This window comes from Muricoccus pecuniae (assembly GCF_014199205.1).
GTDB lineage: Bacteria > Pseudomonadota > Alphaproteobacteria > Acetobacterales > Acetobacteraceae > Roseomonas > Roseomonas pecuniae.
The window spans coordinates 342218-364206 of sequence record NZ_JACIJD010000002.1 but is presented as its reverse complement, the minus strand read 5'-3'; the positions used below and the strand labels follow the sequence as shown (position 1 = coordinate 364206).

General features: G+C 71.3%; 18 protein-coding genes, 1 tRNA gene and 2 pseudogenes. 5 read left to right on the top strand and 16 right to left on the bottom strand.

What is annotated here, in order from left to right:
• Positions 1-86: 86 nt before the first annotated feature.
• Positions 87-1072, bottom strand: a pseudogene (locus FHS87_RS23615) (IS3 family transposase); the annotation flags it as partial.
• A gap of 263 nt (positions 1073-1335) precedes the next feature.
• Here FHS87_RS23615 and FHS87_RS03680 point away from each other — a divergent pair.
• Positions 1336-1605 (top strand): hypothetical protein, encoded by a 270-nt coding sequence (locus FHS87_RS03680; RefSeq protein WP_184513954.1) that lies wholly within the window; start codon positions 1336-1338, stop codon positions 1603-1605.
• 126 nt (positions 1606-1731) lie between these two features.
• On the opposite strand, the gene FHS87_RS03675 is transcribed toward FHS87_RS03680, so the two are convergent.
• The gene (locus tag FHS87_RS03675) at positions 1732-2688 is read right to left on the bottom strand and encodes a YihY/virulence factor BrkB family protein (RefSeq protein WP_312861867.1); all 957 of its coding nucleotides are present in this window, start codon (positions 2686-2688) and stop codon (positions 1732-1734) included.
• Positions 2689-3229: 541 nt separating this feature from the next.
• Between FHS87_RS03675 and FHS87_RS03670 the strand changes: the two genes are divergently transcribed.
• Positions 3230-3433, top strand: coding sequence for a heavy-metal-associated domain-containing protein (locus FHS87_RS03670; RefSeq protein WP_184513950.1), 204 nt, complete (start codon positions 3230-3232; stop codon positions 3431-3433).
• Positions 3434-3583: 150 nt separating this feature from the next.
• On the opposite strand, the gene FHS87_RS03665 is transcribed toward FHS87_RS03670, so the two are convergent.
• From FHS87_RS03665 to FHS87_RS03645, 5 genes are all read right to left on the bottom strand, one after another.
• Positions 3584-4558 (bottom strand): Bug family tripartite tricarboxylate transporter substrate binding protein, encoded by a 975-nt coding sequence (locus FHS87_RS03665; protein ID WP_246417799.1) that lies wholly within the window; start codon positions 4556-4558, stop codon positions 3584-3586.
• Between the two features lie 26 nt (positions 4559-4584).
• On the bottom strand, positions 4585-6081 hold the full coding sequence (locus tag FHS87_RS03660; protein WP_184513945.1) for an aldehyde dehydrogenase: 1497 nt from the start codon (positions 6079-6081) through the stop codon (positions 4585-4587).
• A 14-nt stretch (positions 6082-6095) separates the two neighbouring features.
• Entirely contained in the window at positions 6096-7739 is a 1644-nt protein-coding gene (mdlC, locus tag FHS87_RS03655; protein WP_184513943.1) for a benzoylformate decarboxylase, read from the bottom strand.
• On the bottom strand, positions 7739-8284 hold the full coding sequence (locus FHS87_RS03650) for a MarR family winged helix-turn-helix transcriptional regulator (protein ID WP_184513941.1): 546 nt from the start codon (positions 8282-8284) through the stop codon (positions 7739-7741). The genes mdlC and FHS87_RS03650 overlap by 1 nt, the downstream gene beginning before the upstream one ends.
• A 150-nt stretch (positions 8285-8434) precedes the next feature.
• Positions 8435-9466 carry a hydroxyacid dehydrogenase gene (locus FHS87_RS03645; RefSeq protein WP_184513939.1) on the bottom strand — a complete coding sequence of 344 codons (1032 nt, stop codon included), beginning with the start codon at positions 9464-9466 and terminating at the stop codon, positions 8435-8437.
• A 161-nt stretch (positions 9467-9627) separates the two neighbouring features.
• Here FHS87_RS03645 and selD point away from each other — a divergent pair, with 161 nt between their 5' ends.
• The 3 genes from selD (at position 9628) to FHS87_RS03630 (ending at position 11618) form a co-directional block, all read left to right on the top strand.
• Positions 9628-10695 (top strand): selenide, water dikinase SelD, encoded by a 1068-nt coding sequence (gene selD / locus FHS87_RS03640; RefSeq protein WP_184513937.1) that lies wholly within the window; start codon positions 9628-9630, stop codon positions 10693-10695.
• 23 nt (positions 10696-10718) lie between these two features.
• Positions 10719-11054 carry a hypothetical protein gene (locus FHS87_RS03635; protein ID WP_184513935.1) on the top strand — a complete coding sequence of 112 codons (336 nt, stop codon included), beginning with the start codon at positions 10719-10721 and terminating at the stop codon, positions 11052-11054.
• Positions 11055-11159: 105 nt separating this feature from the next.
• Positions 11160-11618, top strand: a complete 459-nt coding sequence (locus FHS87_RS03630) for a nuclear transport factor 2 family protein (protein ID WP_184513933.1) — start codon at positions 11160-11162, stop codon at positions 11616-11618.
• Positions 11619-11624: 6 nt separating this feature from the next.
• On the opposite strand, the gene FHS87_RS03625 is transcribed toward FHS87_RS03630, so the two are convergent.
• The 9 genes and pseudogenes from FHS87_RS03625 to fdnG form a co-directional block, all read right to left on the bottom strand.
• Positions 11625-12005 carry a hypothetical protein gene (locus FHS87_RS03625; protein WP_184513931.1) on the bottom strand — a complete coding sequence of 127 codons (381 nt, stop codon included), beginning with the start codon at positions 12003-12005 and terminating at the stop codon, positions 11625-11627.
• 44 nt (positions 12006-12049) lie between these two features.
• Positions 12050-12145, bottom strand: a tRNA-Sec gene (locus tag FHS87_RS03620).
• Positions 12146-12253: 108 nt separating this feature from the next.
• Positions 12254-14068: pseudogene (gene selB / locus FHS87_RS03615) on the bottom strand (selenocysteine-specific translation elongation factor); the annotation flags it as partial.
• Positions 14065-14787 carry a tetratricopeptide repeat protein gene (locus tag FHS87_RS03610; protein ID WP_246417798.1) on the bottom strand — a complete coding sequence of 241 codons (723 nt, stop codon included), beginning with the start codon at positions 14785-14787 and terminating at the stop codon, positions 14065-14067. The gene FHS87_RS03610 and the pseudogene selB, both read right to left, overlap by 4 nt.
• 52 nt (positions 14788-14839) lie before the next feature.
• Complete coding sequence (selA, locus tag FHS87_RS03605) at positions 14840-16231, bottom strand: L-seryl-tRNA(Sec) selenium transferase (RefSeq protein WP_184513927.1); 1392 nt, start codon at positions 16229-16231, stop codon at positions 14840-14842.
• Positions 16232-16236: 5 nt separating this feature from the next.
• A complete protein-coding gene (fdhE, locus tag FHS87_RS03600) occupies positions 16237-17154 on the bottom strand; it encodes a formate dehydrogenase accessory protein FdhE (protein ID WP_184513925.1) in 918 nt (305 codons plus the stop codon).
• Between the two features lie 37 nt (positions 17155-17191).
• Positions 17192-17872, bottom strand: coding sequence for a formate dehydrogenase subunit gamma (locus tag FHS87_RS03595; protein WP_184513923.1), 681 nt, complete (start codon positions 17870-17872; stop codon positions 17192-17194).
• On the bottom strand, positions 17872-18858 hold the full coding sequence (gene fdxH, locus FHS87_RS03590) for a formate dehydrogenase subunit beta (RefSeq protein ID WP_184513921.1): 987 nt from the start codon (positions 18856-18858) through the stop codon (positions 17872-17874). The genes FHS87_RS03595 and fdxH overlap by 1 nt, the downstream gene beginning before the upstream one ends.
• Entirely contained in the window at positions 18855-21941 is a 3087-nt protein-coding gene (gene fdnG, locus FHS87_RS03585; protein ID WP_281394287.1) for a formate dehydrogenase-N subunit alpha, read from the bottom strand. Before fdnG ends, fdxH begins: the two co-directional genes overlap by 4 nt.
• Positions 21942-21989: the final 48 nt, after the last annotated feature.

Here is a 21989-nt window from a genome sequence, read left to right as displayed (position 1 = left end):
CCTGGAAGGCCGACACGTCAACGCAATGACACGCGGTCAATCCCAGACAAGGGTCAGGCCCTCCAGGCCACACCGGTATACTCACAGTCCCAGCAATCGCCTTTCCGGCTCATCGAGCAGAGCATGCCGCGCCTGGCGAGCAGGCGGCGGTAGTCATGGGCAGCGTACTGGCTGCCACGATCCGCATGGTGCAGCAGTCCTGGCCCTGGCTTGCGGTTGGTGATGGCCATCCGAAGGGCCGCGAGGGTCAGTTCCTGGGCCAGGGTGTCGCGCATGGCCCAGCCGACCACCTTGCGCGAGAGGAGGTCGAGCACGACAGCGAGGTACAGCCAGCCCTTGCCGGTAGGTATGTAGGTGATGTCGGCCAACCAGACCTTGTTCGGCCCGGAGGCAGTGAACTGGCGATCCAGCAGGTTCGGGGCGAGTGGGAAGGCGTGGCTGCTGTCTGTTGTCACCCGGAACCGTCGTTTGGTGCGCACCCGAATGCCGTGCCGGCGCATCAGGCGAGCTACCCGGTTCCGGCCTACCCGCTGCCCCTCGGCCTGCAGGGCCGCATGGACGCGCGGGCTGCCGTAGCGGCGCCGGCTGTCGGCATGAACTCGGCGGATGTCCTCGAGCAGGAGCCGGTTTGCTGCACTCCGAACGCTCTCGGGCCTCCTCCGCCACGCGTAGTATCCGCTGGCGCTCACCTCCAGCACCGAGCACATGACCCGCACCGCGAAGACGGTCCGATGGTCCTCGACGAAGCGGAACCTCATCTCGGCGGGCCCGAGAAGATGCCGATGGCTTTTTTGGGGATGTCGCGCTCCATCTGCGCCCGCTCGAGTTCCTTCTGCAGACGCCGGATCTCGGCCTGCTCGGCGGACACCGCCAATCCCGTCGTGGCGGGACGCTCCGCAGCCGTGGCCTGACCAGCCACAGATCCGAGCCGACCTCGCCAGTTCCGCAGCATCGAAGGCTGGATCCCGAGCTCGTTCGCCACCTGCATCAGCGGGCGGCCGCTGCTCGCCAGCAGCCCCACCGCCTCCCGCTTGAACTCCTCCGTGAATTCGCGTCGCGTCTTGGTCGTCATCAGCACACCTCGCTCCCTCAGGAGCTTATCCGAGGTGTCCACCAACCCGGGGGAGGGTCATCTGAGAACGGCCCCCGACAGCTTCCGGGCCGGGCAAGAACCCGCGGCACGGCCACTCCGCCGGAAGCAGAGGATCGGGCACCGATGTCCTGGGACGGCCACGGGCGGCTTCGCCATGCAAACACGTCCCCGCAGCACCATATGGGAAGTTCGAGGTAGCCCTGCCCGGCTGGATCGAGACCCACAAGGAGAGCGATCCGATCATGATCACCTACACGGTTCAGCAGGACGGCACGACCTGGAAGATCGTCCAGGGCACGTCCGCCTATCTCGGCTACAGATCCGAAGCCTCGGCCACCCGGGCGGCCATCGCGGTGGCGTCGAAGCTCGGACTGAATGGCGAGGCGACCTTCGTGGATCTCGCGATGTTGGACGGCACCTCGAAGCGCCTGTTCGCCTCCGATCCTGAGCTACCCACGATCGACAGCATGATGGACGCCGCGCAGGGCCTTTCAGCCCCTGCGCACAGCTGAGCGGAAGCCCGCCGGACGCACAGGGCGGCGGCCTCTCGGTTAAGGCGAGGTGGCTGGCGGTGAGCCAGCCCCGTGCTTCTCAAGTCCGGGGCCACGCGCGACCTGCGCCGCCCTTCCCATCGTTGCCTACCGCCCCCCCTCGGGCACGGTATCGGCCATGGTGGCATTGCGGCGGCCCATCGGCTGCTCCGGTCCTGCGGTCGTGTCCTTCCCGGTCTGCCGTTCCATCTCGGCGTCCAGTTCCGCCCCGGCCAGCACGATGGCTGCCGACAGCCAGATCCAGGTCATGAAGCCGATCACCGCCCCGAGCGAGCCGTAGGTCTCGTTGTAGCTGCCGAAGTTGGTGACATAGAACGAGAAGGCGGCCGAGCCGATCAGCCAGGCGATCGCCGCGAAGGCACCGCCCCAGCTCACCCAGCGCCACTTCGCGCTGTCGCGGCTCGGCCCGTACCGGAACAGCATGGCCAGCAGCACACCGATGGCGACGAGCAGCAGCGGCCAGCGCAGCAACCGGATCAGGAAGTCCACGGTGGGACCGAGCCCGACGAAGCCCAGGATGATCGGGAGCACCACCACGGCGCCCATGGCCAGCAGCACGAACAGGATCGCACCGAGGGTGAAGGCGAGCGTGACGGCCGTGCGTTTGAGGAAGCCGCGCTTCTCCTTCTCCTCGTAGACGATGTTGAGGGCATCGAAGACGGCCTTGGTGGCCGCATTGGCGCTCCAGAGGGAGGCGGCGAGGCTGATCGCGAGCCCGAAGCCCAGCTTGCCGCTGCCCTGGTCCGCGACACGGCGCACCTGTTCCTCGATGATCTCCATCCCGCCCCCCGGAACCACGCCCGAGAGCGCGGCGAGGTGCCTGGAGATGTCACCGGGATCGGCGAACAGGCCGTAGAGCGAGACGAGGGCCGTCACGGCCGGGAACAGGGCGAGAAGTCCGTAGAAGGTGATGCCCGCCGCTTCGGTCAGCAGCCTGTCTTCCGATATCTGCTGGAAGGTGCGCTTCAGGATGTCCCACCAGCCGGCAGCGGGGATCTGGGAGGGCGTGTCCGCGGAACGTCCCTTGCCTTCCTCCCCCGGCACCGCGGAAGCCGTGCGGGCCGGCGCTGCCCTCCGGGGAGACGTAGTCTCCCGGGGAGACGTAGTCTCCCGGGAAGGCCTGGCCCGGGAACCGCTACCGCCCTGGATGCCGGACAATACCAGCCCAGCGGCCGCGAAAGCAGCGGCGCGAAGTGGTGCCGGCCATCTGTCTGTTGCCGCCATTGGTTCCTCGATCGCAGTGGGTCCTATCTTCCCGTTCGTCCCGGCGCGGCCCGGCAATCCGGGCGGGAGGGGTCGGGAAAACAGGTGAGCAGGTCATCGATGCTGCCCCGGGCAGGCGAGCACGGGCGGGCCAACCTCATGGATTCCATAGCGTCCGCGCCTCCCTGCCTGGCGGTGACGATGGCACCCGGGCATGGCCCGGTCGTCCGGGGCCAGCCGGGTTTCAGGGCTGATAACACCTCACGTCGAGGCGAGTTTGGCGCCGACAGCGAGGGAATTTCGTTCCCCCGACATGGCTTGACCTTGTCACGGCGGCGGGCCCCATCTGGCCTGGGACAGAACAGCAGGGAAGGACGGGACCATGCGTTTCCACATCAGCAACATGAACTGCGATGGTTGCGCGAAGGGCGTGGCCGCCAGCATCCAACAGGCCGATCCGCGCGCCAGGGCGGAGTTCGACCTCGAGCGGCGGGAGGTGACCATCGGCGATGCCAGCGCCCCGGCGGAGAGGATCGCGAAGGCGCTGTGCGATGCTGGCTGGAAGGCGGAACCCCTGCCGGCGTGAGCGGCGCCTCCGCCGCTTGCCTCGCCCGGGGAGAGGGTCGCTCCTCGCCGCGGGCCCAGGCGCCGCAATGCCGGGGACGGCTGCGCTGCCGTGCCGGGCTACCGAGGGCCGGGGCGGCACGGGGCGGAGAGACGCCCCGCCCCTCCTCCCTCAATCCGCGCGGATGCCCGCGCGCCGGATCACCGGCTCCAGCGTCCGCTTCTCCTCGGCGATGAGCGCGGCGAAAGCCTGGGGCCCCTGCCCGCCCAGGATGGTGCCCTGCTCCGCCAGCCTGCCCCCCACGCCCGGGTCCGCCAGCGCCGCCGCCACCCCCTCCGCGAGCGCGGCGATGACGGGCTCCGGCGTGCCCGCCGGGGCGGCCATGCCGAAGGAGGTGCCGAAGACGAAGCTCACCCCCGCCTCGTTCATGGTCGGGATGTCAGGCAGTTGCGGCAGGCGCCCCTCCGTGGCCACGGCCAGCGGGCGCACGGCTCCCCCGCGGATATGGCCGAGGATGTTCGGCACGTTGTCGATCACCAGGTCGATGTTGCCGGCGATGAGGTCCGTGATGGCCGGCGCCGCGCCGCGATAGGGGATGTGCTGGATGTCCGTGCCCGTCGCGCCCTTGAACAGCTCCAGCGCGAGGTGAAGGCTGCTGCCCGCCCCCGCCGACCCCGCGGTGAGCCCCCCCGGCCGCTCCTTCGCCGCGGCCACCAGCGCGCCGATATTGCGCCAGGGCCTCGCATTGGCGACGCAGAGCACCTTCGGCGTCGTCGCCAGCAGGGTGACCGGCGCGAAGGCGGTGTTCGTGTCATAAGGCATGGAGGGGTAGATGAACGCGTTCACCGCCAGCGGCCCCATGGATGAGGCGAGTAGCGTGTAGCCGTCCGGCGCCGCCTTCGCGACGAGGTCCGCCCCGATATTGCCGCCCGCCCCCGCGCGGTTGTCCACCACGAAGGGCTGGCCGAAGCGCGCCGCCAGGGATTGCGAGACCGAGCGCGCCAGCGTGTCCACCAGCCCGCCCGGCGGGAAGGGCACGATGACGCGCACGGGCTTGGTGGGCCAGGGCGTCTGCGCGCGCAGCGCGGGCGCCGCGACCGCGCCCAGCGCGGCGCCGAGCGCGACGCGGCGGGTGATGGCGTTCATCCTCATCCTCCTCCCTCTTGCCCGGCTCAGTGCGCGCCGGGGGTGGCGGAGGGCGGCGCCTTGGCGGCAGGCGGGAAGGGGTACTGGCCGGGCTGCGTCTCCACCGTGATCCAGCGCAACTCGGTGAACTCCGCGATCCCCGCGCGCCCGCCGAAGCGGCCGTAGCCGCTGGCCTTGGTGCCGCCGAAGGGCATCTGCGCCTCGTCATGCACGGTGGGACCGTTGACGTGGCAGATGCCGCTCTCGATCCGCTGGGCCAGCGCGATGCCGCGCGCTACGTCCCGCGTGAAGATCGCGGCGGAGAGGCCGTACTCCGTGTCGTTCGCCACGCGCACCGCCTCCTCGGCGTCGGCCACGCGGATCATGGCGACGACGGGGCCGAAGGACTCCTCGGCGTAGAGCGCCATCTCGGGCGTCACGCGGTCCACGATGGAGGCGGGCATGATCGTGCCGCGACGCTCCCCGCCGCCGAGCAGGGTGGCGCCCTTAGAGGTCGCGTCCTCGATCAGCCGCTCCACCTTCATCGCCGAGGCCTCGTCCACGACCGAGCCGAGGAACACTGTCCCCGTCCGCGGGTCGCCCACCGGCAGCGTCGCCACGAAGTCAGCGAGGCGCCGCGCGAACTCGTCGGCCACGCTCTCCACCACCACCAGCCGCTCGGTGGACATGCAGATCTGGCCCTGGTTCATGAAGGCGCCGAAGGCGGCGGCCTTCACGGCCTCGTCCAGGTCCGCATCCTCCAGCACGAGCATCGGCGCCTTGCCGCCGAGCTCCAGCAGCACGGGCTTGAGATGCCTCGCCGCGTGCATCGCCACGATGCGCCCGACCTTGGTGGAGCCGGTGAAGTTGATCCGCCGCACCGCCTTATGCGCGATCATCGCCTCCACTACCGCGGGCGCATCCTCGGCGGAATGCGTCACCACGTTCACCACGCCCGGGGGAACGCCGCCCTCGCGCAGGGCCTGGGCGATGAGGCTGTGCGTGCCGGGGCAGGTCTCGCTCGCCTTCAGCACCACGGTGTTGCCGCAGGCGAGCGGCAGGGCGAGCGCGCGCACGCCGAGAATGACCGGCGCGTTCCACGGCGCCATGCCGAGCACCACGCCGACCGGCGCGCGGATGGACATCGCCAGGCAGCCCGGCTTGTCCGAGGGGATCACCTCGCCCGTGGTCTGCGTGGTCATCGCCGCGGCCTCGCGCAGCATGCCGGCGGCGAGATGAACGTTGAACCCGGCCCAGCCCGCCGTCGCGCCGATCTCCTCGGCCATCATGCGGATGAAGTCGGGCGCCTTGGCGGCGAGCGCGTCGGCGGCCTTGAGCAGGATGGCGCGCCGGGCATTGGGGCCGAGGGCGGACCAGGCCGGGAAGGCCGCGGCCGCCGCGTCGCAGGCCGCCTCCGCATCCGCCACCGTGGCCGCGGCGGCGCGGGTGGCGACGTCACCCGTCACGGGATTGCGGCGCTCGAAGGTGGCGGCGCCGGTCGCGGGGCGGTCGCCCTCGCCGATGATCAGCGGTACGTCGAGCATTCTTGTTCCTCCCGTCAGTGCTTGTCGTAGAGCGAGGCCACGGCGCTATCGAGCGCGACCTCCACGAGGAACGGGCCGCACGCGGCCATGGCCTCGGCCAGCGCGGCGTCGAGTTCCTCGGGCGTCCCCACGGCGCGGCCGGGGCAGCCCATGCCGCGCGCGAGGGAGACGAAGTCGATCCCCGGCAACTCGATCCCCGGCGCGTCCCGCACCTGCAGCACGCGGGAGAAGGAGCGCATGGCGCCGTAGCCCGAGTTGTTCAGCACGATCACCGCGAGGGGCAGCCCCTCCTGCACCGCCGTCCAGAGCGCCTGGGGCGAGTACATGAAGGAGCCGTCGCCGATGAGGCAGACCACCCGCCGCCCGGGGCTGGCGAGCGCCACGCCCACCGCCGCCGGCAGCCCGTAGCCGAGGCCCCCGCTCGCCATGGTGAGGAAGCCGCCCCAGCGCCGGACCGGCATCTGCGCCTGCATCGCCGGGCGGTGGGAGGGCGCCTCCTCCACGAGGATCGCGTCCTCCGGCATGGCGGCGTGCAGGCGGTGCAGGGCGTAGGGAGCACTGACCGGCGTGCCCGCCTCTGGCGCGGGCGGGCGCGGGCGCGGCGCCGGCAGGGGGCGTGCCGCCTCCGGCAGCAGCGCCGCGAGGGCGGGGATGCCGAGGCGCAGGCTGCCGAGGATGGCGGTGCCCGCCGGGGCGGATGAGGCGGCCTCCGCATCCGTCGTCATCTGGAAGATCGGGATGCCCTGGTGGAACAGCGCGCAGTCCCCGGGCACGTGGAAGGTGAAGACGGGCGCGCCGATCACCAGCACGAGGTCGTGCGCGCCGAGCGCGTCCGACACCGCTTGGGGCGCGGCGGGCAGATGACCCGCGAAGAGCGCGTGGTCCTCGGGGAAGGAGAGGCGCGAGGAGAAGGGGCTGGCCAGCACCGGCGCCCCGATCCGCTCCGCCAGCGCGACGAGGGCGGGGCCGGCGCCCTCGGAATCCACCTCCGGCCCCACCACCACCACGGGGCGCCGCGCACCGGCAATGGCCCGCGCGGCCTCCTCCAGCGCGGCGGGATCGGGCGAGGCGTCGGGATACCAGGCGCGCGGGAGCACGGGGTGGCAGGGGGCCGACCAGTCGTCGGACGGGATGGAGACGAAGGTGGGGCCGTAGGGGCGCTGGGTCGCGATGCGATGCGCCTGGGCGATGGCGGCGGGCACGTCCTCCGCCCGCGCGGGCTCGATGCTGAACTTCACATAGGGCTTCGGGAACTGCGCCGCGTCGGTCGCGCCGAGGAAGGGCAGGTTCGGCAGGAGGGAGCGCGTCTGCTGCCCCGCCGTCACCACCAGCGGCGCGCCGTTCCGATAAGCGGTGAACAGGTTGCCCAGCGCGTGCCCCACGCCTGCGGCGGAGTGCAGGTTCACGAAGGCGCAGCGCCCGGTGGCGCGGGCGTAGCCGTCGGCCATGCCGAGCACGCTCGCCTCCTGAAGCCCGAGGACGTAGCGGAAATCACCGGGCCAGCGGTCGAGGAAGGCGAGTTCCGTCGATCCGGGGTTGCCGAAGGCCGTGGTCATGTCCAGCGCGCGCAGCAGGTCGAGCGTCGCCTCGCGCACCGTGGTGCGCGTACGCACCGTGGTGCGGGTGCGCACCGAGGTGCGGGTGGTCGTTGCGTCCATCAGGTCTCGTCCGTGTCCAGCCCCGCGACCAAGCGGCGGAGCGTGTCGAGGAAGGCGGCGCGGTTTTCCCCGCCCACCAGCCGGTCCAGGGCCGCGTCATGGGCGGCGGCATGGGCCGTCAGGGCCGCGAGCGCCGCCTCCCCGGCCGGGGTGAGGGTCAGGGCGTAGCTGCGGCGGTCCGCATGGGCGCGGTCCCGCCGCAGCAGGCCGCGCCGCTCCAGCTCCGCGAGCTTGGGGGTGAGGGTGGACTTGTCCCGCCCGATCGCGGCGCCGAGGGCGGTCTGGGACAGGCCCGGATTGTTGTGGATGATGACCAGCGCCGCGAAGTGGCCCGGCTTCAGGCCGGAATCGCCGCTGCGACGGGCGAAGGCGGCGAAGGAGGCCTCCTGCGCCAGGCGGAGATGGAAGCCCAGCGTGTTCTCCAGCAGCCCGAGCCGCAGGGGACCCCGCCCCCCGTGCAGGAGGCGCAGCGCCGGCTCTTCCCCGTCCCGGGGCTCCGCATGCCCGGCCGCGCGCGACGGCCTTGCCCGCGATGGCTGCGCCATGGGGCCGCTCCTCCTCCCGGCGCGTCGTGGATCGCGCGCCCCTTGAGGGGGATCGTAGGAGATCAAACTATTTGCATGCAAGCACGATCGCGCGGCACCGCCGGCCCGCAAGCCTGCGGGCCAGCATCGCGCCGCCTCAGGAGCGGGGCGTCAGCCCTCGGCCAGGGCGAGCAGCCGCCGGCGAACCTCGGGCCAGACCTCGGGATTCACCAGTCGCGGCGGCGTCTCGCCCCGGAGCAGGCCGATGATCTGCTCCGCCCCCCAGGCCGCGACGTTCCGGCGGGCCTCGTGCGACACGCCGGCCGTGTGGAAGGTGGCGACCACGTTGTCCATCCGCAGCAGCGGGGAATCGAGCGGCGGCGGCTCCGGCTCCCACACGTCGAGCCCGGCGCCGCCGAGATGGCCGGAGGCGAGGGCCCCGGCGAGCGCCGCCTCGTCATGGATGCCGCCGCGCGCGGTGGTGACGAAGAGCGCCCCCGGCTTCATCGCGGCGAAGGCCTCCGCGCCGAACATGCCGCGCGTCGTCGCGTCCAGCGGGCAGTGGAGGGAGACGATGTCCGACTGGGCGAGCAGCGTCGCCATCTCCACCGCCTCCGCGCCGCGCTCCGCGATCGTGGCCTGCGGCAGGAAGGGATCGACGGCGAGGACGCGCATGCCGAAGCCCTGCGCCATCCGCGCGACGAGCCTTCCCGTCTGCCCGAGGCCGACGATGCCGAGGGTGGAGCCGCTCACCTCGTGCCCCATCAGCGCCTCGCGCGGGAAGCCGCGCTCGGTCCGCAGCCGGCGGTCGGACAGGGCGATCTTCCGCGCCACGGCGAGCATGAGGCCGATCGCCATCTCCGCCACCGAGAGGGCGTTGGCCCCGATCTGGTTCACCACGGCCACCCCCGCCCGCGTGCAGGCGGCGGCATCGATCGTGTCGTGCCCCGCGCCGTTGGAGGAGATGACGAGAAGGTTCGGGAAGTCCCGCAGGAACTCGTCCGTGACGAACCAGCGCCGGGGCAGCTCGTTCCGCGCGGGCGAGACGTGGAAGACATGGGCGCGCCCCACCATCTCCGCGAGCGCGCTCTCCGGCCCGCCGAGATCGCCGACCTCCAGCCATATCTCCGGCTCGGCGCGGAGCCGCTCGTCGAAGACCGGGTTGATGGGCAGGTTGAAACGGCAGACATGTCTGATCGCCATCGTTCTCGGCATCCCTCCCGCGACGGGACCGGCGCGCGCCGTCCCCTGCCCTCTTATCGGAGCGGGCCATCCCCGCGGCAAGCGCGCCCGCGCCGGGCGGCTCGCTTGACCCCGGGGCGGAACTGCCGGATGTCGGGGAGGCCGATGGAAGGGAGGGCGCCGTGTCCGATCAAGCGATCAGGCTGACCGAGCTGGCCCATGGCGGCGGCTGCGGCTGCAAGCTCGCCCCCTCCGTCCTGCAGAGCCTCCTGGCGGACCAGCCCCTCGCCGGCCCCTTCGCCAACCTGCTCGTGGGCGCGGAGACGGCGGACGACGCCGCCGTGTGGAAGGTGGACGACAACCTCGCCGTCATCGCCACCACGGACTTCTTCATGCCGATGGTGGACGATCCCCGCGACTTCGGGCGCATCGCCGCGACCAACGCCATCTCCGACATCTACGCCATGGGCGGCAAGCCGGTGATGGCGCTCGCCATCCTCGGCATCCCCGTCAGCAAGCTCGCGCCGGAAACCGTCAGGCAGATCCTACAGGGCGGCGCCTCCGTCTGCGCGGAGGCGGGCATCCCCGTGGCCGGCGGGCACTCGATCGACTCGCCCGAGCCGATCTACGGCCTCGCCGTGATCGGCCTCGGCCACCCCGACCGCATCCGGCGCAACACCGGCGCGCGGCCGGGGGACGCGCTGATCCTGACGAAGGGGATCGGCGTCGGCATCTACTCCGCCGCCATCAAGCGCGGCGCCCTGCCCCCGGGCGCCTATGAGGAGATGATCGCCTCCACCACCCTGCTGAACCGCGTCGGCGCGGAGCTGGCCGCCGATCCCGCGGTGCACGGGATTACCGACATCACCGGCTTCGGCCTGCTCGGCCACGCGCTGGAAATGGCGCGGGGATCGGGGCTGACCCTGAACATCGAGGGCGCCGCCGTGCCGCTGCTCACGCAGGCCGCCCCCCTCGCGCGGGAGGGCTTCGTCACCGGCGCCTCGCACCGCAACTGGGACAGCTACGCCGGCGGGGTGGAGCTGCCCGGGAGCCTGCCCGACTGGCAGCGCGCGCTGCTGACCGACCCCCAGACCTCGGGCGGCCTGCTGATCGCTTGCGCGCCCGAGACGGCCGAGGGGCTGGTGGAGCGGATCCGGGCGGCGGGCTACCCGCTCGCGCGGCGCATCGGCGCGGCCGTGCCCGGCGCGCCGCGCGTGGTGGTGACATCGGAACTCGCCGCGCGTTCATGAGCGGCGGGAAGAGGAGGAACAGGATGCGCGTTCTACCGGCCATGACGGTGCTTCTGGCGGGGCTGGCCCTCGCCTCCCCTTCCCTCGCGCAGAATCGCCCACCCTCCTCCCAGAGCCTGAACTCCGGCGCCGGCTGCCCCGGCGGCGGCAACAAGGCCGAGGCCGCGACCCCGCCCGCCCGCGGCAGCGGGGACGGCACCGCGCCCGGCAACACCGGCTCGACGGGCTGGAGCGGCGGCACGGGCGGCTCCTTCATCGGCACCAATCCCCGCGGCGCGGTGGCCACCTCCCCGACCTGGCAGCCGCCGACGGCGCGCGGCCTGGACCCCCTGACGGCAGCCCCCGCCGCCGTCTGCTGATCCCGGGCTGCTTGGCGGGCAGCGGGAATACCTCCTAGCCTGGGCCGCGGACCCGGAGGCGCTTTCGGCCCTGGGGTCCGTCCAGCACATCAAGGGAGGACATCCATGCCCCATTCTCGCCGCCATCTCGGCCTCCTCGCGGCGGGAGGGTTCGGCGCCGCCGCGCTTCTCGCCAAGACGGTCGCCGCCCAGGCCCCGAACGAGGCCGCCGTCACCACCGCCGTCGAGTCCCTGCGCCAGGCGATGGTCGCGGCCGACCGGGCGAAGCTTGAGGCGCTGACCGCCCCGCAGCTCAGCTACGGCCACTCCTCCGGCCGGCTGGAGGACCAGGCGCAGTTCGTCGCGGGGATCGTGGAGGGGCGGAGCGTCTTCCGCTCGATCAACCTCTCCGAGCAGACCGTCTCCGTCACCGGCGATGTCGCGGTCGTCCGCCATATCCTGACGGCCGAGACGATGGATGGCGGCCGCCCGGGCAATGTGCGGATCGGCGTGCTGCTCGTCTGGCAGAAGCAGGGCGGCGACTGGAAGCTCCTCGCGCGGCAGGCGGTTCCCCGCCCGGCCTAATGAGGGTCAGTGCGGCTTCATTTCCTCGATCTGAAGCCGCAGCCCCTCGGCGTTGAAGAACTCGCCCTCGCGGATGAGGGAACGGTCCTCGTGCAGCTTGCGCGTCAGCGCGGCCAGCCGCGCGCGGGCCTCCCCGTCCTCCACCAGCCCTTCCCGCCCCGCGCGGTAGAAGACGGCGCCGGACCAATCCACCCCGGCGCCGGCGAAGAGCGCGACCATGTCCGGCCAGCGCGTCTCGTCCCCCACCACGTGCAGCCAGGCGGAGCGCAGCGGCTCCACCGTCCGCTCGGTGATGCGGACGAGCACGAAGAGCATCGTGAAGGAGCCCGCCTCGGCGAAGGTCTCGATCAGCCAGTCGTCGAAATCGGTCTCGGCGGGGGCGGTCATGCGGCCTCGGGAGATGGCGCCCCTGGGGATGGCGCCTCTGGGGATGGCGGAAGAGAATGGGAGTCGAACCCACCCGGAGCAGTCTCGCTGCCCCACCCGGATTTGAAGTCCGGACGCCCCACCGGGGACGATTCTCCTCCAAGGCCATCGGCGGGCGGGCCGAACAGGTCGGCCCTGTGCGGATTGATGCGCCGGAGGTCGCCGCGGCGCAAGGTCACGCCGTGCCGGTCGAAGAAATCGAGGATCTGGATGGCGACCTTCCGGCCGTTGTCCACCCGGTCCCGGAAGGCGGCGGCGGTGATCCAGCCGTCCTCCGCCCGCCGCTCCACGTCCCGCGCGAGGCCGACCATCTCCGCCGTGGTCGCGCGGAGGAAGAAGTGGTCCTGGGCGATCCCGTCCACCCGGCCCAGCCGCGCGCAGGCCTTCAGCACCCGGCGTATCCCGGCCTCCGGCAGGTCGAATAGGTTGGAGATGTCGCGCACCCGCGGCGGGCGGAACCGGGCCTCGCCGCCCAGCAGGGGCTCGATACGGGCGTAGAGGGCCTCGTCCTCCGGGTCCAGCCGCACCTCATGGCCGGGCAGGCGGAGGAAGGAGCCCTCCAGCACCACCGCGCCCGCCCGCGCCTCGCGCTCCAGCGCGGCGCGGAAGGCCGGGGCGGGAAGCCGGGGCTGCACGAGCAGGCGCAGCCGCTCCCGCCCGATGCCCTGGAGATCCGGGTTCTCCTCGTGGAAGCGGCCGATCTCGCGGAGCAGCGCCTCCCGGAACGCCTCCCACCGCGCGTGGGAGAGGGCGTGGCGCAGCCCGCCGGCCTCCAGCACCACCGCGCCGAGCCCGGCGAGAAGCGCCGCACCCTCGGCCGCCGTCATCGCGTGGTCGCGCGCGAAGCCGTTGGCCTCCACGAGATAGGGCGGGACCTCCAGCAGCCGCGCGAGGGCACGCGCGGGCGATCCTTCCGACAAGGCTTCGAGTTGCGCGATCCGCTCCGGCGTGCGCCGCTTGCGGGCGGGGGCGCGGAGGTCGAGAAAGCGGCCGCCGCCGACCGTCCGCTGCGCCGAGACGTCGCGCAGGATGAAGCGGTCCCCCACCGCCGCGGCGAGCGGGCGGTCGAGGACGAGCTGCACCATTCCCACCCCGCCCGGCTCGATCGGATCGCCGAGCGGGACCAGCCGCGCGCCGACCTCCGCGCTCCCGTGGTGCAGCCGCGCGGGAAACCAAGTGCCGACCGGCTTCGGCTCGCCGGCCAGGACGCGGAAGCTCGCGTCGATGCGATCGGTGGGCGCGTGCAGCGCGGGGTCGAGCACGATGTCGCCGCGCGACACGGCCTCCTTGCTGATCCCCTCCCCCGCGAGGTTGAGGGCGCAGCGCTGCCCCGCCACGCCGCGCGTCGCCGGGCGGTTCTGCGCGTGAAGGGAGCGCAGCCGGGCCGGGATGCCCGAGGGGCTCACCATCACCGCATCCCCCACCGAGACGGCGCCGGAGAGGACGGTGCCGGTGACGACCGTGCCCGCCCCGGCCAGGGTGAAGCTGCGATCGACGGAGAGGCGGAAGGCGCCGGTCTCGGGTGGGGCGGCGATTTCCGCCTCGGCGCGGGAGAGGGCCTCTCGCAGCGCCTCCATCCCCTCCCCCGTCCGCGCGGAGACGGGGAGGACGGGCGCGTCCTCCAGCGCGGTCCCGGCCAGGGCCTCGCGGATCCCGGCCGCCACCTCCGCGCGCCGCACCTCGTCCGCGAGGTCGGCCTTGCTCAGCGCCACCAGCCCGCGGCGAATGCCGAGCAGGTCCAGGATGGCCAGGTGCTCGCGCGTCTGCGGCATCACCCCGTCATCGGCGGCGACGACGAGCAGGGCGAAGTCGATCCCACTGGCACCGGCGAGCATCGTGTGCACGAAGCGCTCGTGCCCCGGCACGTCCACGAAGCCGAGCCCGCTGGGGAGATAGGCGAAGCCGAGATCCACCGTGATCCCGCGCGCCTTCTCCTCCTTCAGCCGGTCCGTATCCACGCCCGTCAGGGCGCGCACCAGCGCGGTCTTGCCGTGGTCGATATGGCCGGCGGTGCCGACGATCATGCCGGCGCCTCCGGCAAGGGCGCGGCGGCGCGGCGCCCGGCCTCCGCGATGCCGGCGGGATCCAGCGCGGCCCGGACAGGGCCGACGAAGGGGCGTGCGAGCGCGCTGCCACCGGCCTCGGCGCGCATCAGCCAAGCCAGGGCCTCCACTGCATCGGTCGCGACGCCGGCGCCGAGGTGATGGGCGGCGCCGAGCATCGCCTGACCGTCCGCATCGCCCCGCTCCGCCGCCCGGCGCCACCAGCGGGCGGCCTCGGCGGGGTCGCGCTCCACGCCCAGGGCGTGGTGGTGCAGCATGCCCAGCCGGGTCATGGAGGCGGCCACGCCGCCCTCCGCCGCGAGCAGGGCCCAGTGCCGGGCCTCGGCGGGGTCGGCGGGCATCACCTCGCCCTCCAGCAGCATCCAGCTCAGCATGTCCTGGGCGGGGGCGTCCCCGGCCTCGGCGGCGCGGCGGTAGAGTTCGGCGGCGCGGGGGAAGTCCGTCTCCACCCCCTGCCCGCCGCGGAGATAGAGCGCCGCGAGGTTGCGCTGCGCGGGGGCGAAGCCGGCCTCGGCGGCGAGGGCCAGCCATTTCCGCGCGAGCGGCGCGTCGGCGGGGACACCTAGCCCCTCGGCGAAGCAGGCGCCGATATTTCCCTGCGCGCGCGCATTGCCCGCCCGCGCCAGCGGCTCCCACAGCGCGAGGGCGCGGGTGTGATCGCCCTCCCGGAAGGCGGCCATCGCCTCTTCCATCGGGTCCGGCGCGGGGGACGGGGCCGCGCGCCGGAAGCGGTCAAGCCATCCCATGCGGGAGGGACAGGGAGGAGAGGTTGGCGAGGAAGCCCGCCTCGTCCGTCAGGCAGCGGAGGTCCAGCACCAGGGCGCCGTCCTTCATATGTCCGATCACCGGGCGCGGCAGGGCGCGGAAGGCAGCGGCCAAGGCCTCCAGGTCCCGGCCACGAGGGGCGGAAATGCGGAGGCCGGCGCTGGCGATCGTGTTCAGCGGCAGGGCACCCGAGCCGATCTGGCTGCGACACTCGCAGACCTCCACCCCGTAGGCGGGGGAGAGCAGCGGGCTGAGCTGCGGCTCGATGCGCCGCGCCTGCGCCTCGATCTCCCCGGCGCGGCGGGAGAGGAGATGCAGCGTGGGCAGGCGCTCGGCCAGCCGGTCGGGATCGCGGTAGAGCTTCAGCGTCGCGGCCAGGGCGGCGATGCGGATCTTGTCCACGCGCAGCGCGCGCTTCATCGGGTTGCGGTTGATCGCCGCGATCAGGTCCCGCCGCCCGACGATGAAGCCCGCCTGCGGCCCGCCCAGCAGCTTGTCCCCGGAGAAGGTGACGAGATCCGCCCCCTCCTCCACCGCCTCGCGCACCGTGGGCTCCCGCAGCAGCCCCCAGCGGGAGAGATCGACCAGCGTGCCGGACCCCAGGTCGTTCAGCAGGGGCACCCCCGCCTCCCGCGCGATGGCGGCGAGTTCCCGCCCGCCCACCTCGGCGGTGAAGCCCTCGATCCGGTAGTTCGAGGTGTGGACCTTCAGCACGAGGCCGGTGCCCGCATGCAGCGCCGCGCGGTAGTCCCGGGGATGCGTGCGGTTGGTGGTGCCGACCTCGACCAGCTTCACCCCGGCGCGCGCCATGATGTCGGGCATGCGGAAGGCGCCGCCGATCTCGATCAGCTCCCCGCGCGACACCACCGCCTCGCGCCCCGCCCCGAGCGTGTTGAGCGCGATCAGCACGGCGGCGGCATTGTTGTTGACGAGGGTGGCGTCCTCCGCCCCCGTCAGCTCGCAGAGGATCTCCCGGAGGTGGTCGTCGCGCTCGCCCCGCTTGCCGTCCGCGAGGTTGAATTCCAGCGCGACGGCGTCCCGCATCGCGTCCACCGCCGCCTCGATCGCCGCCTCGGCCAGGAGGGCGCGGCCGAGATTCGTGTGCAGCACCGTGCCGGTGAGGTTGAAGAGCGGGCGCAGCTTCGAGCGGTCCCGCTCCTCCAGCCGGTCCGCGGCCATGGCGGCCACGATCTCGGCGCTTCCGGGCGGCACGCGGCCGGCGCGGGCCTCGGCCAGCACGGCGCGGATGGCCTCCGTCACCTCGGCGCGGCCGAAGCGCTCGATCAGGGGCAGGAGCTGCGGCAGGCCGAGCACCCGGTCCACCGACGGAAGGGCGCGCAGGGCGGCGTTGCCCTCCATGGGGGTCAGTAGCCCAGCAGGAAGGGATCGAAGCCCGCGCGCCGGTACTCCGTCTCCCCCATCATCATGTCCAGGCCGAGGCTCGCCACGTCGTCCGCCACCGGCTCCAGCGAGGGGTTCCGGTCCTGGTAGAGGATCTTCACCCAACTCCGGCATGAGTCGCAGGTCTCGGCCTTCACCGTCGCCTCCTCCCCCTCCGGCGACTTGTAGCCGACGCCTTTGGTGGAGCCGCAGGCGAGGCACTTCACCCGCACCTCGTTCCACTGCGTGCCGCAGCAGGAACAGGCGGCGTAGCGCGTGCCCTCCGCCCCCGGGCGGCCGACGACCATGGAGGAAACCGGCGGCCCGCCGCAGACGGGGCACAACCCCGTTTCCACCGGCACCAGCCGCTCCGCATCCAGCGTGGCGGCCAGCCTCGCCGCATGGACCTGCACGGCGGCCGAGAGAAAGAGGTGCGCCGGCAAGGCATCGAAGGGAATGGAATCGGCCATGATATTGCCGAGCATCTCCTCCACCATCTCCGGCGTGGTCCGGCGCAGCCAGGCCAGGGCGTCGGAGGCCTGGCGCGGCATCTCCACCGTCTCCATCGCGGGGAGGAAACGGTCGATGGTGGCGCGCAGCGCGGGATCGGCGGCCAGCGCTGCACGGTCCAGCGGCGGCATCCCGTTCGCCCGCGCGCGCTCGACCTGCTCGGCGGGGATCGGCTCCGGCGCGGGAAGCTTGGCGGCGAGTTCGGCCTGCACCCCGCTCAGCCGGGCGAGGAAGCGCAGGTAAGGGGCCATGGCCCCCTCCTGCGCCAGCGCGTCGAAGCGCTCCGCGCGCTGGCGGAAGAGGAGCGGCGGGTCCGGCAGTACCGCGAAAGCGGGCTTGAGAAGTCGCCCGATTTGGGATGGATCGGGCTGGATCGTACTGAAACCTGACATCTCACCTCACGGGCCGGACCGGCCACCAGCTAGCCACTTACTCGGCAGGGCCGATCTTCCGCTGCCCCACGATCTCCCGCAGCCACTTGCGGTGGTGGCGCCAGGCCCAGCCCGCCGTCACCGAGCCCCGCGTCATCGCCCGCAGCGTGCCGCGCGTCCAGAAGGCCGCGTAGACGTGCAGGATGAAGACGCAGATGATCAGCACCGCCGCGATGGCGTGAACAAGCACCGCCACGCGGCGCGTCGGGATGGAGCTGTAGGGGGCGAAGTACTGCTCCCAGATCAGCAGCCCACTTCCGATCAGCACGAGGATGAGGAAGCTCATCCCCCAGAAGATGAACTTCTGCCCGGCATTGTACTTGCCGAGTTCGGGCAGGTTCTCCTCATGCCCCGCGATCACGTCCTTGATCTTGGAGAGCCACACCCGGTCGTCCCGCCGCGGCAGGTTGGCCTTCCAGAGCTGGGCGAAGAGGATGAAGAAGCTGATGAAGAGCAGCACGCCGATCCAGGGATGGACCGCACGCGTGTTCTGCCCACCGCCGAACAGCCCCGTGAGGAAGAAGAGCGAGGGGTAGAACAGCGCGAGGCCGGACAGCACCAGGAGGATGAGGCTGAACGCCGTCACCCAGTGGTTGATCCGGGCCCCGATGCCGTAGCGCCCCACCGTGGACGGACGGCCCGGGTGAAGCGTGTCCCCGGGCTGAACGCGCTCGACCATCACGCGCGCTCCTCCGCCGGCGGGGGCGGCTCGGCGCCGCCGGTCTTGACCAGCTTCTCGGCGTTCTCCTCATCCTCGCGCGACACGCGGTTTGGCCGGGTGAACACGCCGTGGATGAGGCTGCCGGCCGCCATGAAGCCCATGGCGGCGAGGCCGACATACTTCGTCAGCCCCTTCCAGGTCTGGACGACGGCCGAGATCTTCGGGTCGTCGGGGAGCCCGGCATAGATGTGCGGCTGGTCGTTGTGATGCAGAACGTACATCACATGCGTGCCGCCGACGCCCGGCGGGTCGTACAGCCCCGCATTCGCGTAGCCACGCGACTTCAGGTCCGCGATCCGCCCCTCGGCGTGCCGCTTCATGTCCTCCTTCGTCCCGAAGACGATGGCCTGGGTCGGACAGGCCTTCGCGCAGGCCGGTCCCTGGCCGACAGCCACACGGTCGGAGCACAGGGTGCACTTGTAGGCCCGGTGATCCGCCTTCGAGATGCGGGGGATGTTGAAGGGGCAGCCCTTCACGCAGTAGCCGCAGCCGATGCAGTTCTCGTGGATGAAGTCCACGATCCCGTTCGTGTACTGCACGATCGCGCCGGGCGCCGGGCAGGCCTTCAGGCAGCCCGGATCGGCGCAGTGCATGCAGCCATCCTTGCGGATGAGCCACTCCAGGTTGTCCGTCGAGGGGTTCACCCATTCCGTGAACCGCATCAGCGTGAACATGTTCTCGGTGAGGTCGTGGGGGTTGGTATAGGCCCCAACGTTCTCGCCGACGGCCGGCGTGGTGTCGTTCCACTCCACGCAGGCCGACTGGCACGCCTTGCAGCCGATGCACTTGGACACGTCGATCAGCTTGGCGACCGGGGTGAGCTGCCGCTGCGGGGGCGGAAGCTCATCGGTCGCCGAGCGGCGGATGAGGTCGCCCTGGCCAAGGTTGCTGGCCATAGGCTGCACGGGCGGGTTGCTGACCGCCGTGCGAGGGCTGTCGCTCATGACTGCACTCCCGGGGCCGTGGTGGGTTCGAGATTCACCAGGAACGCCTTGTAGCTCGGCGTCTCGATATTGGCCTCACCCACGAAGGGCGAGAGCGAGTTCGGGCCGAAGCCCTTCTTCGCCGCGCCCACGAAGCCCCAGTGGAGCGGGATGCCGACGACATGCACCACCTTGCCGTCGCAGGTCAGCGGGCGGATGCGCTTGGTGACCACCGCCTTCGCCTTGACCGACCCGCGCTTGGACCAGACGCGCACCCAGCCGCCATTCACCACGCCCCGCAGCGCCGCCAGCTCCTCCGAGATCTCGACGAAGAACTCGGGCTGCAGCGCGGCATTCACCCGGTTGTGCTTCGTCCAGTAGTGGAAGTGCTCGGTCAGCCGGTACGAGGTCGCCGCGAAGGGGAACTCGTCCGAGGTGCCGAACTGCGCCACGTCGCTCTGGAAGATGCGCGCCACCGGATTGCCCCGCATGCGCGGGTTGAACACGTTGGCGACCGGGCTCTCGAAGGGCTCCATATGGGAGGGGAAAGGCCCGTCCCGCATAAGGCCGCGCGAGAAGAGGCGCGAGACGCCCTCCTGGTTCATGATGAAGGGCATCACCTGGTCGGGCCGGGCGTTCGGCGCGATGTCCGGAACGTCGTAGCCCGTCCACTTCGTGCCGTCCCACTCGAGCAGCTTGCGGGAGGGATCCCAGGGCTTGCCCTGCAGGTCGGCCGAGGCGCGGTTGTACAGCGTGCGCCGGTTCAGCGGCCAGGCGAAGGTCCAGCCGAGATAGGCGCCGGTGTCGTCGGGATCGTGGTTGTCCCGCCGCGCCATGTTGTTGCCCGCCTCGTTGAAGCAGCCGGAATAGATCCAGCAGCCGCAGGCGGTGGAGCCGTCGTCCCGCAGCTGCGAGAAGTTGGTCACCAGCTTGCCGGCAGGCACCAGCACCCTGTTCGGATCGGCGGGGTCGCGGAGATCGGTCAGCGCGCGGCCGTTGATCTCCTTCGCCAGCTCCTCCGGCTCGGGCTCGTTCGGATCGTGGTAGTTCCAGGAGAGGTTCAGGATGGGGTCGGGGAACGGCCCGCCCTCCTTCCGGTACAGCTCCCGGATGCGCAGGAAGATCTGCGCCATGATCCAGGTGTCGTGCTTCGCCTCGCCGGGCGGCGAGCCGCCCTGCCAGTGCCACTGCAGCCACCGCCCGGAATTGGTGAGCGAGCCCTCCTCCTCCGCGAAGCAGGTGGTGGGGAGCTGGAACACCTCCGTGTTGATGGAGCGCGTGGCGATGTCGTTGTACTCGCCATGGTTTTCCCAGAACCGCGCCGTCTCCGTCTCCAGCGGGTCCATGGTGATGAGGAACTTCAGCTTCGACAGCGCCGAGGTCACCTTCCCCCGGTTGGGGAAGGCGAGCACGGGGTTGAAGCCCTGGCAGATATAGCCGTTCACCCGGCCCGAGTTCATCAGCTCGAACACGCGCAGCACGTCATAGGCCGGCACATCGAGCTTCGGCAGGTAGTCATAGGCCCAGCCATTGTCGGCGCGGGCGGCGTCGCCCCACATCGACTTCTGGAAGCTGACCATGAACTTCCGGTAGTTCTGCCAGTAGCTCGTCTGCCCCGGCCGGAGCGGCCGGAACTGCCGGCTGCTCATATAGGTCTCGAAATCCGTCTCCTTCTCCGTCGGCATGTTGAGATAGCCGGTGAGGAGGTGGGACATGAGGCCGAGATCGGTCAGTCCCTGGATGTTCGAGTGGCCGCGCAGCGCATTCATGCCGCCGCCGCGCACGCCGATATTGCCCAGGATGAGCTGGAGCATCGCCATGGCGCGGATGTTCTGCGCGCCGTGCGAGTGCTGCGTCCAGCCGAGAGCGTACATCGACGTCATCGTCTTCGTCGGCGACGAGCACTCGGAGATCATCTGGGCCACGCGCAGGAACTTGTCCCGCGGGGTGCCGCAGATGCGCTCGACCATCTCGGGCGTATAGGCCGAGACGTGCTCCTTCAGCAGGTTCCAGACGCAGCGGGGATGCTGGAGCGTCGGGTCGGTGACGGCGAAGCCGTCCTCCCCCATGACATAGTCCCAGCTCGACCGGTCGTAGTCGCGCTTCTCCTCGTCATAGCCCGTGAACAGGCCGTCGCTGTACGCGTAGCCGTCCTTCACGATGTAGGAGGCGTTGGTGAACGCCTTCGTGTACTCCCACTGCACCTTGTCGTTCTTGATGCAGTAGTTGATCACGCCGAGCAGGAAGGCGATGTCCGTTCCCTGCCGGATGGGCGCGTAGAAATCGGCGACGGACGCCGTGCGCGTGTAGCGCGGGTCGACCACGATCAGCTTGGCGCCGCGCTGCGCCTTCGCCTCGGTCACCCACTTGAATCCGCACGGATGCGCCTCCGCCGCATTGCCGCCCATGACGACAACGAGGTCGGTGTTCTTGATATCGGTCCAGGCATTCGTCATCGCGCCACGGCCAAAAGTCGGGCCCAAACTGGACACCGTAGGGCCGTGTCAGACGCGCGCCTGGTTATCGAATCCGACGATCCCGAGGGACTTGGCGACCTTGAAGGTCGTCCAGGCCGTCTCGTTGGTGGTGGCGGAGGCGGCGAGCATGCCCGTCGTCGTCCACCGGTTGACCGGAATCCCGGCGTCGTTGCGCAGGACGAAGTTGGCGTCCCGGTCGTCCTTCATCAGCCGCGCGATCCGGTCCAGCGCCGCGTCCCAGGTGATGGGCTCGAAGCGGTCGGAACCGGGCTTGCGGTGCATCGGCCGGGTGAGCCGCGTCGGGGCCTGGACGAAGTCCTTCAGCGCCGCGCCCTTGGGGCAGAGCGTGCCGCGATTGGTTGGATGATCCGCGTCGCCCTCGATATGGACGATCTCCGCCCGCTCGCCCTTCCGCACGTCACCCTTGGAATAGAGGATGATTCCGCAGGCCACCGAGCAGTAGGGGCAGGTGTTGCGCGTCTCCGTGGTGTTCGCGAGCTTGAGGGGCCTGACATAGGCCGCGACGGCGGCTTCCGCCTCGCTGAAACCCATTGCCCCGAGTGACGTGCCCGCAACACCCGCGCCGGCGGCCCTGAGGAAGCCGCGTCGCGAGAGTTCCATGTTCATCTGGCCCTCCCACAAAACGAAATGTTCTTACCGTAGAAACCCTGCATT

Coding starts and splice junctions, on each gene's coding strand:
- selA (WP_184513927.1), bottom strand. CDS start 16,231: ATGGAGGGCAACGCCGCCCTGCGCGCCCTTCCGTCGGTGGACCGGGTG.
- fdhE (WP_184513925.1), bottom strand. CDS start 17,154: ATGTCAGGTTTCAGTACGATCCAGCCCGATCCATCCCAAATCGGGCGA.
- FHS87_RS03670 (WP_184513950.1), top strand. CDS start 3,230: ATGCGTTTCCACATCAGCAACATGAACTGCGATGGTTGCGCGAAGGGC.
- FHS87_RS03660 (WP_184513945.1), bottom strand. CDS start 6,081: ATGCTCGACGTACCGCTGATCATCGGCGAGGGCGACCGCCCCGCGACC.
- FHS87_RS03635 (WP_184513935.1), top strand. CDS start 10,719: ATGCGCGTTCTACCGGCCATGACGGTGCTTCTGGCGGGGCTGGCCCTC.
- mdlC (WP_184513943.1), bottom strand. CDS start 7,739: ATGGACGCAACGACCACCCGCACCTCGGTGCGCACCCGCACCACGGTG.
- fdxH (WP_184513921.1), bottom strand. CDS start 18,858: ATGAGCGACAGCCCTCGCACGGCGGTCAGCAACCCGCCCGTGCAGCCT.
- FHS87_RS03650 (WP_184513941.1), bottom strand. CDS start 8,284: ATGGCGCAGCCATCGCGGGCAAGGCCGTCGCGCGCGGCCGGGCATGCG.
- FHS87_RS03630 (WP_184513933.1), top strand. CDS start 11,160: ATGCCCCATTCTCGCCGCCATCTCGGCCTCCTCGCGGCGGGAGGGTTC.
- FHS87_RS03680 (WP_184513954.1), top strand. CDS start 1,336: ATGATCACCTACACGGTTCAGCAGGACGGCACGACCTGGAAGATCGTC.
- FHS87_RS03595 (WP_184513923.1), bottom strand. CDS start 17,872: ATGGTCGAGCGCGTTCAGCCCGGGGACACGCTTCACCCGGGCCGTCCG.
- FHS87_RS03625 (WP_184513931.1), bottom strand. CDS start 12,005: ATGACCGCCCCCGCCGAGACCGATTTCGACGACTGGCTGATCGAGACC.
- FHS87_RS03610 (WP_246417798.1), bottom strand. CDS start 14,787: ATGGCCGCCTTCCGGGAGGGCGATCACACCCGCGCCCTCGCGCTGTGG.
- FHS87_RS03645 (WP_184513939.1), bottom strand. CDS start 9,466: ATGGCGATCAGACATGTCTGCCGTTTCAACCTGCCCATCAACCCGGTC.
- FHS87_RS03665 (WP_246417799.1), bottom strand. CDS start 4,558: ATGAACGCCATCACCCGCCGCGTCGCGCTCGGCGCCGCGCTGGGCGCG.